Annotated in this window: 8 protein-coding genes; 4 read left to right on the forward strand and 4 right to left on the reverse strand. The window is 26.0% G+C overall.

Going from position 1 to position 15,115, the window contains the following annotated elements; translation table 4 throughout:
* Positions 1-56: 56 nt before the first annotated feature.
* From mutM to AAHM88_RS04460, 4 genes are all read right to left on the reverse strand, one after another.
* The gene (mutM, locus tag AAHM88_RS04445; RefSeq protein ID WP_338968070.1) at positions 57-887 is read right to left on the reverse strand and encodes a DNA-formamidopyrimidine glycosylase; all 831 of its coding nucleotides are present in this window, start codon (positions 885-887) and stop codon (positions 57-59) included.
* Between the two features lie 14 nt (positions 888-901).
* Positions 902-3,517 carry a DNA polymerase I gene (gene polA / locus AAHM88_RS04450; protein ID WP_342262343.1) on the reverse strand — a complete coding sequence of 872 codons (2,616 nt, stop codon included), beginning with the start codon at positions 3,515-3,517 and terminating at the stop codon, positions 902-904.
* A gap of 101 nt (positions 3,518-3,618) precedes the next feature.
* Positions 3,619-4,089, reverse strand: a complete 471-nt coding sequence (locus tag AAHM88_RS04455; RefSeq protein ID WP_338968073.1) for a hypothetical protein — start codon at positions 4,087-4,089, stop codon at positions 3,619-3,621.
* Position 4,090: 1 nt separating this feature from the next.
* Positions 4,091-6,142, reverse strand: a complete 2,052-nt coding sequence (locus AAHM88_RS04460) for a hypothetical protein (RefSeq protein ID WP_342262344.1) — start codon at positions 6,140-6,142, stop codon at positions 4,091-4,093.
* A 328-nt stretch (positions 6,143-6,470) separates the two neighbouring features.
* Here AAHM88_RS04460 and AAHM88_RS04465 point away from each other — a divergent pair, with 328 nt between their 5' ends.
* The 4 genes from AAHM88_RS04465 to AAHM88_RS04480 all read left to right on the forward strand — a co-directional run bounded on the left by AAHM88_RS04465 (position 6,471) and on the right by AAHM88_RS04480 (position 15,090).
* Entirely contained in the window at positions 6,471-10,940 is a 4,470-nt protein-coding gene (locus AAHM88_RS04465; RefSeq protein ID WP_342262345.1) for an ABC transporter permease, read from the forward strand.
* Positions 10,941-11,013: 73 nt separating this feature from the next.
* The gene (locus AAHM88_RS04470) at positions 11,014-11,850 is read left to right on the forward strand and encodes a hypothetical protein (protein WP_342262346.1); all 837 of its coding nucleotides are present in this window, start codon (positions 11,014-11,016) and stop codon (positions 11,848-11,850) included.
* A gap of 116 nt (positions 11,851-11,966) precedes the next feature.
* Positions 11,967-13,400 (forward strand): ABC transporter permease, encoded by a 1,434-nt coding sequence (locus AAHM88_RS04475; RefSeq protein WP_342262347.1) that lies wholly within the window; start codon positions 11,967-11,969, stop codon positions 13,398-13,400.
* A complete protein-coding gene (locus tag AAHM88_RS04480) occupies positions 13,327-15,090 on the forward strand; it encodes an ABC transporter permease (RefSeq protein WP_342262348.1) in 1,764 nt (587 codons plus the stop codon). Before AAHM88_RS04475 ends, AAHM88_RS04480 begins: the two co-directional genes overlap by 74 nt.
* The last annotated feature ends 25 nt before the right edge of the window (positions 15,091-15,115 follow it).

Genomic DNA, 15,115 nt, shown 5'->3' on the forward strand with positions numbered 1-15,115 from the left:
CTAAAAATATCTTATAAATAAGATGCTTTAATTTACTTATCCACATAATTCACAACTTATAATTTATTCTGACATTGACAGCAAAAATATGTACCACGACCATTAAGCTTAATTTTTTCAATTATTGAAGAACAAACATAACACGCTAATGCTTCTCTTGTATGCACTTTCAATAATTGCTGATATGTCCCTTTAACACCAACATTAGAAGTATAACTAGCGATTGTTGTTCCTTTTAAGTTAATCGCTTGTGTTAAAATTTGTTTCGCATTATTTAAAATTGCTTTTAAATGCTCGGTTTGTAATTTATTACACCTAGTAACCGGATGAATTTTACTAGCAAATAATACCTCATCAACATAAATATTTCCTAAACCACTAATAATACTTTGATCTAACAGCATTGTTTTAATAGCTCGGTTCTTATTTTTAAATTTCTTTTGTAAATAATCAACAGTAGCCCTTGATTCAAAAGGTTCTGGGCCTACTTTGATTAATGGTGCTAATTGTTCATATTCATCCTTTTTTTGCAAATGAAAAGTACCAAATCTTCTTGTATCATGATATCTTAATTCACAACCATTACTTAATTCTAAAACTAATAAAACATGTTTTCATTCAATATCATCATTAAGATTTTGATAATAATATTTACCTTCCATTCGTAAATGACTAATTAACACAAAATCTTCTAATTCAAAAATTAAATGTTTTGCTTTTCTTTTTAAATCAAGAATTTTTTGACCAACAATCAATTTTCGAAATGATACTAAGTCGGGTTGTTTAATTACTGAACTTCAATAAATTCTAATTCCTGTAATAACTTGATTGCAAACAAAAGGTTGTAAACTGGCACGAACAGTTTCTACTTCTGGTAATTCTGGCATTAACTTAATCTCCTTTATACTTCATATCAATTATTTCCTGTATTAATATCAACCGTTAAGGGCACCTGCAATTTTGTTGCTAAATTCATTGCTGAATTAACAATTTTTTTAACAATTTCTAATTCATTTTCATATACTTCAACAATCAACTCATCATGAACTTGAGCAACAAGATACGATTTTAAATTATTTTGTTCTAATTGCTGATCAATTTTAATTAGAGCTAATTTAATTATATCAGCTGCTGTTCCTTGAATCGGAGCATTAATTGCTACGCGTTCTGCTGCTTGTTTAGCTACTCAATTCCGATCATTAATTGTTGGAATGTATCGGATCCGATTGAATAAAGTTTTAACAAATTTATGTTCTTGACAAAATTTAATTGTATTATCCATATAATGACGAATTTCAGGAAAAACAGCAAAATATCGTTCAATAAATTTTTTTGCTTCGCTAATAGAAATCATTAATTGTTTACTTAAACCAAAATCAGAAATACCATATACAATCCCAAAATTAACAGTTTTCGCAACTCTTCGTTGCTGTTCACTAACTTCAGCTTGATTAATAGAAAATATTTTACTAGCAGTTAATGAATGAATATCTTCATTATTTTTAAATGCTTTAATTAATTCTTTAACATTAGCCATATGTGCTAAAACTTTTAATTCAATTTGCGAGTAATCACTAGATAACACTACTTGTGTGCCAGAATCATTAGGAACAAACACCTTACGAACTAATTTTTGATGAACATCATGAATACTAATATTTTGCATATTAGGTTCTTGTGAAGATAACCTTCCTGTTGTTGTATTAGTTTGATTATAAATCGTATGCACCTTACCATCTGCGAAAATATATTTTTCTAAACCTTTTAAATAAGTTGAATAAGTTTTTTGATATTTACGATATTCCAAAATTTTATCAATAATTGGATGTAATTGTTGCATTTGTAATTGCATTAATACTTCTTGTGCCGTACTACCTTTTTGTAAATCAGGTAATTTTAACACATCAAATAATAATTCTTTTAATTGTTTAGGAGAATTAGGATTAACATCTTGTTGCGCTAAACTATTAATTTCTTCATTTAATTGGGTGACAATTTTTAATACTTCTTTTGTTAACTGTTCTAATTGTTTCATATCAACACGAATACCGTGAAACTCCATTTTTGCCAATACAAAAGCACAAGGAAACTCAATATTTTTATACAACTCTAATTGTTGTTGTTGTTCTAATTTCTTACTAAGAAGCGGTTTTAAATGTAAAATTCATCAAGCTTTTCTAGTAATAAAACCAGCAACTTCTTGCAATTCTCGTACAATTTTTTTTTGATTTTTACCATAAAACATTTCATCATTCATAAAAGTTTGTTCAGCAAAATAATTAATAACATTATCAATCGTTACTTTCATATTCGCATTTAAAATATAACCTGCTAATTGTAAATCAAAAGCAATACCTTTAACTTCAATATGATGTCATTTACAACCATTAATAACTTTCTTCAAATCAAAAACATCTTTTAGACATTTTTCATCTTTTAAAAATGCTAAAAATAATTCATCAGTACTAGCAACAAGATAATCTAAATAAAATGTTCCTTTATCGTTAACAACACCAAACCCAATAATGTCTGAAGTATAATAATTATCACCACTCATTTCAACAAATAACGCATTTTCAACACAATTATAATTAGCATCTCACTTACTTAAAATTTTACCTTGATCTTTATTATTATCTTGTGAAGGATTATTTGTCTCTAAACGATTAACTAATGACTTCAAATTATATTTTAAATAAAATTCTTTTAAGCGATTTAAATCTGTATTAATTGTTAACGAAGATAAATCCTTAGGAAAAGGAACATCATATCTTAAAGATGCCATTTCTTTACATAATAAGCCGATATTAGCATTATTCACAATTTTTTCTTTAACCGCTGTTTTTAATTCCTCTTGATGCGTAATAATATTTTCTAATGTTCCAAATTGATGTAACAATGATAAAGCAGTTTTCTCGCCAATGCCTTTAATACCTGGAAGATTATCACTGGCATCACCTTTTAATCCTTTTAAATCAGGTATTTGGTTTGGAGTTATATCTCATCTTGCTTTTAATGAATCAACATTAATAATTTCTACTTGTGATAATCCCTGCTTTGGTTTAACAATTACCGTATTAGCAGATAATAACTGTTCTAAATCACCATCCGATGACAAAATTTCAATTTCTCAATTTAAATCAATTGCCTTTTTATTAATCGTAGCAATAATATCATCAGCTTCAAAATCAGGATGTTCATATCATTGAATTCCATAAGCATCTAAAAACTCACGAACTAATGGTAATTGCTGTAATAATTCTTGTGGGGTTTTAACGCGTTTTTCTTTATAACTAGGTAATATTCCATAACGAAAATTTTTAGGTCCCGCATCAAAAGCAACCAAAACTAAATCATAATTTTGTTTTAAAATCTTTTCTAACATTGTAATAAAACCTAACAAAGCATTAGTTGGTGTCCCATCATTTGCTCGTAAAGTTATGGAATTACTATATGCAGTTGCGTAATATGCTCGAAAAACTAAACCATTACCATCAACTAATAATATTTTCTTCATTAAAAATTTTTCACCTAATTCTATTTCATTTCTTAAATTATTATAACAAATAAACTTGTCAAAAATAAAAACAGCAAGGATTTTGCTGTTTTTATTTTTAACTATGCAGGACTGGCAGACTTATTTTTCTCTCAAAATTTTCAATTATTAGCAACAATCTCTTTATTTTTCATTCGATAGGCAACTAGTAATAAAAATCCCGCCCCAATCATTAATAGTAAAGAAATAACTAATCCAATTGCCATTCTCTCGCCATTATCAGTATTATCAATAATTGTAAAGATAAATGTTAAAAAACCAATAATTATATAAATACTACCAATTATTCAAAAGAAAATCCTTCTTTTTAAACCTCAAATATTTGTAATAACAAATGTAAAAAAAGCAATAATAATTAATATATTCCATAATGTTTGAGCAAAATTACTAGTTCAAAAATTTAGTTTTAAAACAACAGTATCATAAATAACAAATTTAGACTTAACTAGCTCCACAAAACCATAAACAATCATTAAAAAAAATGCTAACGAAATTACTATTCGTCCAATTAATGCCCATTTTGTATTTTTCATTTTATTTAATCTCCTTATTCCTAAATGCTACAATTTTAAAATTATTGCTAGCAAGACTATTGTAATAGTTTTTTGTTTTTCATTTAATTGAATAAATATTATTCATCTTACCTTGGGAAAAACTAATATCATATGATACTTCTAATGAATTATCAATATCATTATACTGCATTTTCGTATTAGTAATTCTTCAATAATTACTATCTTGATAAAATCTCCGATATTTCATATTAATAGTGCCATTATTATCATTAACAATGCGATCTAAAATTCCGTTTTCGCTTGTTAACATTGTTAACAATTTAGCAACCTCGGTTATACAATTGGAATCATCTTCTTCTTTACAAGAGCTAATAGTCGTAATAAGAGTATCCAATACTCCATTCGGTATTAATTCACCTTTCTGACCATTATATCCAAGGATTTCTAATAATGCCACTTTTGCATGCTCGTTGTCAATTTCAATGGCAGCAAGAATCTTGTTAATCTTTGCTTCTGTTAACACCTCATCTTGAATTACACCGACTAACTTATTAATTGCGGTTAAAACATCATTTAAATTAATATTTGTATCATTAGGAAGAAAATTTAAATATTTTTTAACAGTTCCAAAAATGGGATCTAATATTTCTTTAATTTTAGGAAATGCTAATGGGAAAAAATCAGTATTTTTTGTAAAAATACTATTAAATCTCATTCAAACACCACCAGCTGAAACCACATCAATTAATGGATAATCAAAAGACCATAAGAAAGTTATAATATTTATGTTAATTTTCTTAACTAATTCATTTAATTGTGGGGTTAATCTCATAATTAATAATAACTTTCGTAAACTTAATCCGCCATCATTTAAAGAAAATACTTTTGTTAACTTATTTTTTAAATTACTAATTACTGATTGATCGAAACCAACATATGTCGTACTCAATTGCTCATTAATAGCTTGTTGAATTTCTTTAGGAATTTTACTAACTTCGTACCAAATCTTATTGGGATCATCAAAAGGAAGACTAACATACATTTTCATTACATAAGAAATAACTGGTAAAATTGGTACTAACAATGAAATAATATTTTTTAGATCTTTAAATCCATTTTGAAAATTTTCTAATATATATTTATTAGTTATTATTGAAACATCATTATCATTAATATTATCTACTTCAATACCAAATGTTGCCATCATTGTATCATAAGCAGCTTCTACTTCGGCATCATCTTTACTATCATATCCTTTACAAGAACTTTCAGCTTTTTCTTTCTCTTCATCATTTTCTTTCTCTTCATCATTTTCTTTCTCTTCATCATTTTCTTTCTCTTCATCATTTTCTTTTTTTTTATCATTTTCTTTCTTACAACCAATTTGAACAATTATTTTTTTAATTCTTTTTTGTGACCACTGTAGTGCTTCAGCATATGTTGCTTTGCCAACAAAATTATCATTATGTTCAGTAAGATTATTTCGTAATTCAGTAATAATATCAGCATAACCACCAGCATTATAATCATTTCAAAAACTTTCAATATTACTTTTAGTTAAAAAATTCATAATGGGATCTAAAACGGACCCACTATTAAAAATTTCTTTTAATGTATCAACAGTTAAAGTGTTAAAAATTGAACCATATGTTCGAATTTTACCTAAAATATTATTTTGACTAATTAAATCAGCATAGGGTTTTACATATTTATCATTAGAGTTAATAACTTTATTAGCTAAATCTTGCGAAGCAAAAAACTCTTGATGACGAGGGAATCAATTATTATAATTGGTTTGTCCAAAATACGAATAAGAAATATTTTTAAAAATTAAATTATCAACTTTATTTTCTAAAATATCATTAATAACTTGCGAAGCATCTCATTTTTTTTCTCTACTTAATATTATTGCTTTAGTAATTTCGCCAGTAATTGCCGAAAAATCATTTAATTTAGCAGCGATGCCTTCATCAATCTTAGTTTGATAACGAAAAGTACAAGCAGCTAAGGTTAAAATTTGAGAAACTGATAATAATAACACTACTCAATATTTCATTATTTTTCTTTTCATAAATTAAACCTCAACTTTTATAAAACAATGCAAGACAATTTTAAACTTTTTAGAAAAATAAAGCAAATTCAAATTATGAAAAAAAGAATAATAAACGGCAATTTTTTTTAAATTTTATTTTCATAGTCTTACTTCTATTAAGAATACTATTTAGATTTAACTTTGTCTATCTAAATCAATATCCAAATATTTATTTAAAAAATAAAACCAATCTTGCTACTAATATTCTTACAAGGTTGCCGTTCATAAATAAGTTGATATAATTATTTATGTTAAAAAATATTTATCTTTTTTATAATAATTTATTAAGTTGAGGTTAGATACATTTATGAAACATTGAAAATGAAACAAATTATTTAAGCAAGCCTTTTGAGGAGCATTTAAACATAAAATCCAAATTATTTCATTAATTTTATTAACTATTATCTTATCAACGACAATTACCTTAACTTGAATTACGACAAGATGACTCTTAGATGGTGAAACAGCAATGAATAGTGCTACAACACCATTTAATTATAGTTATCGCTTTAATAGTAAAAATAGTCCTAGTATTCAAAGCATATCACCAACATTTAATATTTGTACTGCTTTTAGTAAAAGTTCATTAGCAGAATCTAATACTAGTAAAAGTATAAAAGATAACAGTACACCAATACTTACCATTGCGAAAGATAAAAATGACCCTACGGGGTGTTTATTACCATTAATATCAGAAAGTTTAGATATTACGGAAAAAATAGCAAGTGATAATAATATCACAATTGAAAATATTTCCTTTAAAAATTTACTAAAATGAGAAAAAATTAATACAAATAGTTCAGCCTTTAAAAATTCACTCTTTGGTCAAATTTTACATAAAAAATATCATGACATTCCTAATAACGAATTTAAAATATTATATGAACAATATACAACTTTGGTTGAACAATACATTAACCCAATTTTTGCCTTTTATTTATTTAATCTTTATAAAGCTAATAGTGATAAACTTAAATATCCAAAAAAAACAACTGATGCTGATTATTTTGACAAAGTTAAAGCATTTAAAGAAATATTTTTAAGAGACTTTGTTAATGCTCGTAATGGCGACAGTTGAATAAGAGATATAAATAATGAAACTGATTTATCTAGTGATAATGTTCCAATTTTTGGTGGCGGAATTAATATTTTTCAACAATTAACAAAAGAAGATTATGAAAAAAGGTTTCCTCAGGCAACAAATTTTAATAACAAAGCTTTTTTTAAACAAGGTTTTAAAGGCGATTTAGGAAATATTTTAATGAATATTAACAAAGATAATAATGAAATTAATTTTCAACTAATAAACGACCACATAAATGATAATAAGGATAGTAGTTATCTCGATGTTGCCAAATATCTAACACTTCCGATTGGTGGAACATCTTTAAGAAATAATTGAGATATTTCGCAAGCAATATGAAATCACCATAATAAATTAGTTGGCTTATTAAGTAACTTTAATGTCAATTTACGCCAAGAGTATTTATTTTCTGATTTTGCTACTAATATCCGTTATCGTGTAATTAGTATTAATCCTAATAATGACCCTAAAAAAAATAATATTAAAATCATTAGTGGCACCTATCCTACTGGTGCTAATCAAATTGTAATTAATCCTCAGTTTGCTGAAAAATATAATTATAAAATTGGTGATACTCTCAAAATTGGTAGTTATAAATTAATAATTACTGGCATTGGTGGCGATAACTTTACATCGTTACCTGTTGTTCATCCAATAAATTTTCTTCCTAATCCAGCAAAAGAAGCCGTCTTATTCGTTAACCACCAATTATTTATTCGTGATGAATTCATTCGTTATAGTGATATTGAAGATATATCTAATGTCTATTTAACATACACAGGAAATCATATTGCCAATGATTTCGAATTATTTCGACTTTTTCTTAATGATAATTTTAAAAAAAATAATAACAGCATTGAAACTGTTTATCAAAAAATGTTAGCTTACAATAACAACCCCCAAGACATTCAAAAAATTACTGAAGATTTAAAAATAACTTCAACGATTGAAAATAGTGACAGCAACAATTATATTAATCGTGGCTTTAATTCGTTACCAACAATTACTAGAACATATACTTGATTTAGTATTATTATTGTTATTTTTATGACAATGTTAACAGTTTTTGCAACAGTATTAATTATTAGAAAAACCGTTGAACGCAACGCAACACAAATTGGTGTTTTGAAAACATTAGGCTATGAAAATAAAACAATTATTGGTTCATATTGATCTTATGCCTTAATAACAACAATTCTTGCTGTACCCATTGGTTGAATTGTTGGTAGTATTTTACAAATAGCCGTAATGAAAATTTTTGAAAATTTCTTTACAATTCCAAATAATATTTTTTATTTTGATATTATTCCTTTTCTAATTGCTTTGGCAATTAATATCATTGTAATTTTAATTACCGTAACAATTACTGCTTATAAACAAGTAGCAAAAAATACAACTACCCTATTACGACCTAACAGTGATAATAAACCTTCAAAAGCAATTTCTGGCATCCACAAAAGATGATTTGCATTTGGAAGCTTTAAAACTCGGTTTCGTTTGGCATTGGCATCAGTTTCATATAAGAAAATTATTATTATGTTTGTAACAATTCTTATTGCTTCATTCACTATCGCTATTGCCTTAATGATCCCCGCTGCTGTTCGCAGTCTTGATGATTCTTATTATGGACTTTTAAAATATCAAACTAATGCTGAATTTCAACAACCGATTAGTAATATCCCAACAACTCGTTATAATTTATACCCTTGAAAAGGGATTGATGCTCAAAATCAAAGTCTTGATTACCCAATTACTAAAATTCGTCCAGTAGCTGATTACTATAAAGATGCTCCTGCTAATTCTTGAAAAAAACTTAGTGATAATACCCAAAACATTAATTTAGATAATATTTTAAAACAAATTGCTTATAACTATTATTGAACAGGTGGCAGAGGAATTTCTTTAGGTTGATTAGAACAAATTTCTAAAGATTTTAATAATAATCCCAAACTTTCAGGATTATTATCCACAATTATTTGTCCAATGGTAAACACTATTTTAACAACTAATGCCGAAATAAATACTAGTGATAACTGAAGAACATGTACAATGAATGCAATTGAAACAGCTGTTCCTTCTTATATTAAAGACTTTCTTAATATTTCTGGAAGAAAACAACGCTTAACAATTACTCATAATACTTTACCTTATAATGCTAAAGAAGATGAATTATATACATATTATGATGCTAACTTAAATAATGTCGCTTTTAAAACCCTAGGAGTAAAACCAAATAGTGATATGATTGCATTAAAAGAAAGTTCAAAATATATCCAAGAAAAAAAATGACTTGATAAGATTCCAGCAGTTATTAATCGGGCAATGCAAATAAAACATAATTTAAAAGTTGATAGTATTTTTGAAAGTGAAGTTCAACAAAAACAATTACAATATATGAGTGCTAATAATAAATGATATCCTGCTCACACTTCATTTTGAATTTATCGTGATGAAAATAACTCTGAAAATATCTATAATATGCCTCTAGATAAATGAAGTATTAATGATAATAACTCGCCTTATGGTTGAACTAACCATTATGGTTATAAAGAAAACGATATTGGTGATGATGACATTGCTAAAAGTTATCGTAACTTAAATGAAATAATTTTACGATTACCCAAAGAAGAAATCACAATTGATAATATCAAATACCCAGCAATTAAAGATGAATTTTTAAAAGAAATTATTAATGCAAAAATACCAACAAATAATAATAAATTTGTTATTGAACAATCACCCGACAATAAATGATGACATATTAGAGCCTTTGTGCCATTTGCTACTAAAAATAAATTCGTTGATGAAAACTTTATGACATCAGCACTAAATCTCTTAAATCAATCATATGACAATCCATTATGAAATATTTTTATTGCCATACTAGACGGTAAAACTATTGGTAATAAAGAAATACCTAAAATTCTAAAAATTGATAATACCCCGATACCGCAAAAAGTTAAATATCAAGTTAAAGCAATTCATGAATCTTATGGTGAATTAAAAGTTTATATTAATCAACGAGTTGCTAATCAAATTCTTGGTTTTAATGCCACAACAAGTAGTGAAATTTATAAAAAAGATCCTTTTAATAATGAGCCATTATGATTTAATGGTCGGTTATCATCTAATCCTGAATTAACTGATGTTACTAGTAGATATTCAACAACTTCAACTCTTGGTGATTATTCAATTGCTAGTTTAAATGATAATGTTGCTAATACTGTTACTAACAGTGAACTATTAACAGTAAAACGAGAATTAATTAAGAACTTAACAACAGTGGCTTCTAGTATTGCTGCCATCTTTATTTTAGGTTCAATTAGTCTATCCGTAATTATTGTTATAATGATTTCTAATCTTCTTGTCCATCAGTTTGCTAAACTAATGGCAATTATGAAAATTCAAGGGTATAAATATCGTGAAATTAATAGTTTAACTTTATCAATGTTTATTCCAGCTGCTATTATGGGATTTATCGTTGGATTTATCAGTGCTTGATTTATTTGTCAAGGTATCTTATGAACTATTGGAATTTTTACTGGATTCATTATTCCCCTATATTTCCAATGATGACTTTTACCAATAACATTAGCAACAATTACAATTATTTACACACTGACTTATATAATTTCAACTGAAACATTAAAACGAATGAATGTACTTGAATTAGTAAAAAGTAGTGACGAATAAGTTATTTAAAGCAGAAAGGCTACAAAAACTAATGAAAAAAATATTTCCAACTTATAAACAAGCATTTTTTTCAATGTTTAAAGTAAAAGTTCAAATGATTTTACTAATTTTGCTAACAATAATTCTCACTGCTAGTATTAGTCTCGCCATGTCAACAATTAATAATTTAAAGCAAAGTAATAATTTTATGGGGCAAGAAGTAAAATATGATTATTATTATAAATTTAATTTTTCTAACACTGATTTTACAGAAAGTAATAAATTAACAGTTAGTGACTTTAGTATTAGTAATAATCCTAATGATGATAGTCTAATAACATTAAAAACTAAAAATGTGCAACTAATAACTAAAAAAGTTAACGAGCAATATACTATTGATGATATTAAACTAGTTAATTATTTAAAATGAGAACAAATTAATCATCAAAGTTCTTATTTTCAAAAATCAATTATTGGAAAAATTCTTAAAGAAAAATATCATTATGCCATTAACAACATTGAATTTAAACAACTTTTTAATAAATTTATTAATGTAATTGATATATATTTTTCTTCTTTACTTAATAAAATGTTATGAAATTATTATATTAACATTTATAAAAATAATCCGAATTTTTTTCAATATCCACCTGATAATAATATTAATAATATTGAAATTTTTAAACAATATTTAATTACTAATTGACTAGCAGAACCAAATCCAAGTTTAAAAAATAAAACTAATATTGCTAAATCAGTAACTACAAGAACAATTGAAAATAATATTTTAATGCAAATGCAAAATGAATTAGCAGGAATAGCTACTAATTTTAAAGTGACAACAAGAAGAGAATTTATTCTTACTGACTTTGCAAGTAACTTTAATTATCGGTTTGTTAACATTGATAGTCTCTTAATCCTCATTCCTTAAAAATTATTCAAGGTACAAGTCCAGATGCTAGTAATCAAATTGTTATTAGTCCCCAGTTTGCAAAATTACGAGGCTATAATATTGGCGATAAAATTAAAATTGGTGATTTTAATTTTATGATTACTGGTATTGGTGGTGATAATTGAACCGTTTTACCTTCTACTAATCAATTAAATCCAATTCCTAACTATGGCAATGAACCAATAGTTTTTCTTAAAAATTGAGTATTTTTTGATAATTTTTTACAATATAAACAAATTGTTCAAGATATTTCTAGTGTTTATTTAACTCATCAAGGAACTAAAAATAACTTAGAAAAGGATTTAACTAATTACAAAACATTACTTAGTGACTCATTTTTATTAAAAAAACCTTTGAATCTTAATATTAACATTAAAATGGAAAAATATAACTCCTCTGATTTCATTAATCGCGGTTTTACCAGTTTTGCTTTAATATTTAATGCTTACAAAATAATTATTAGTATTACTACTATATTCATTGCCATTATTAGTTTTTTAATTTTTTCTCTAATAATTAAAAAAGCCGTAGAAAGAAATTATCAGCAAATTGGAACTCTAAGAGCATTAGGTTATTCAAAATTTGCCATTACTTCATCATATTGAGTTTATGCTATTCTTAGTTGTTGTATTGCCTTACCAATTGGTTGATTTTTAGGTACTATTGGTCAAATTGCAATTATAGAAATTTTTAGTAGTATGTTTATTATTCCTAATAACACCATCTACCTTGATTTTACTAGTTTAGCGATTGGTTTTTTTGTTCTTGCCATCTTAACAATCACTTGTGCTAGTGTCATAGTTTTAAAAGCTATTAATATCCCAATTAGTGAACTATTTCATTCTCAGATTAACTATAATAAATCATCAAAATTTATTTTAAAAATTTATCATCGCTATTTTGCTTTTGGTAGTTTTAAAACTCGTTTTCGTATTATTTTAGCTGCTGTTTCTTATAAAAAACTTTTTTTAATGGCCTTAACAATTCTTATTGCTTCGTTTACTATCTCGTTATCGTTACTAATTCCGATTAATATTTTATCACTAGACAAATCATATTATCATGATATCAACTATCAAACTAGTGTTGAATTTTATCAAGGAATTAATAATATGCCCTTAAATCGCTATAATTTCTTTCCTTGACAAGGAATTGAATATGAAACTACTGATCCAATGTATCCAATTGGTGAAAATCGTTTAATTTCTGAATATATGAAACAAAAAAATGATGCTATCTGAACTAATATTGATAATCCAAAATCACCTAATAGTATTAATCTTTCTGATATCATTAATCAAATTAGCTACAATATGTTTGATTTTTCAGGAAAAGCAATTTCATTAGGATGACTAGAAGCAATGGATAATAAATATCATGGGACAGCAGCAATGAATGCTGTCTCCAATATTGTTTGTCCCATTTTTAATCTAATTGCTAATGGTACAAATGATATTGACAATAACCAAGATTGAAGACAGACAATGTGTGGAAAATGTTATTGCCAGTGAAATGCCTTCTTTTGTTAAAAAATATTTAAATAATGCTAAAACAAAAAATCGCTTTGCAATTGGTTTTAATACTTTACCTTATAATCCCTTAGAAGATGAATTATTAACGCACTATAATTCAAAAATTAACAATGAAAATATTAAAACCCACGGTATTAAACCAAATAATAAAATGGTTAAAATATCTGATGAATTACAAAATAAACTAAAAACAATTAAAACTATTAATAATAAAATTATTATTCCCATTATCATTAATAAATCTTTACAAATTAAGCATCATTTAAATGTGGGCAATATTATTGATTTTACAAATACAACTCGTTCTTTACAATATACTACTAATGAAAACAAATGAAATAAAATTCCTAATAACTGATGAGGTTATAATTCAAAAAATCAAGAATTTATTAATGGTAAATGACAACCCCAACCTAACACGGAAAATATTTGAAAAATGCCTAATGATAAATTTACTAGTGCTAGCGACAAAGTAACTTATGGTTGAACAAATCATTACGACTATCAAGGTACTAACGAGAATGATAAGGACATTGCCCAACAATATTCTAATGCTAAAACTTATCGTAATCTTAATGATGTCATCTTACGATTACCTAAAAATGACATTAAAGATAACAATGGTAATATTATCTATCAAGGCATTAGTGCAGCAACTAATAATTACTTTGAAACTTTAGAAGCTAAACAATTACCTACGGGTCACCAAGATAAATTTATTATTGCTACTGATGAAACTAATAATAAGTGATGAGTAATTCGTCCTTATAGCATTTTTTGAAATAATAAAACTAAACAATACATTAACAACTCTGACTTTTCAAGTGCTCTTAACTTAATAACTAATGGTAAAAATTTATTTACCTTACTTTCATCAGCATATTTACAAAGTAAACCAGAAGAAATGAAAATTGGTATTGACCATTTTGCTAATGAAAGTAATGTTGATGGTCCATATCAATATGAAGTTGTTGGTATCCATAATTCTTATAATGATTCAATAATATTTATGGCCCAAGATTATGCTAATGATATTATTGGTGTTCCTAATACTAAATCAAGTGATATTTATCAAAAAGACCCTTTTAATAACATTGCTTTATGATCCAATGGTCGTTATTCAAGCAATAGCGAACTTATTGATATTACAACAAGATATTCAACATTTTCTACAAATGGTTTATATAATAGCGCTGACGGATGAGCATATACAAATGCTGTTGACAACTATGATTTATTATCAACTAAACAAGAGTTAATTAAAAAAATCGCTACTGTTGCTGCTAGTATGATTGCCATATTTATTACTAATGCCATTATTATTGCAATTATTATCATTACCATGATTACTAGTTTATCATTAGATCAATTTTCAAAAATGATGGCAATATTACAAATTCAAGGTTACAAATATCGAACAATTAATAACTTAATTCTGACAATGTTTCTTCCTTCCGTATTGATTGGTTTTATTGGTGGTGTACTACTAGCTTGAACAACAGCAAGTATCTTTATTTATATCTTACAAAATTTCTTTCTTTTAATAATTCCCTTCTCTTTAGTTTGATGAGTAATTTTAATTAGTTTTGTTATTATTATAGTTATTTATTCATCAACATATATTATGACTACTTATCATTTAAAAAAACTTAATGTTCTGGAATTAGTAAAAAATAGTGATGAATAAAAAAATCTTATCTAATTTAGATAAG

It is taken from the genome of Spiroplasma endosymbiont of Dromius quadrimaculatus (genome assembly GCF_964031155.1).
Lineage (GTDB): Bacteria > Bacillota_I > Bacilli_A > Mycoplasmatales > Nriv7 > Nriv7.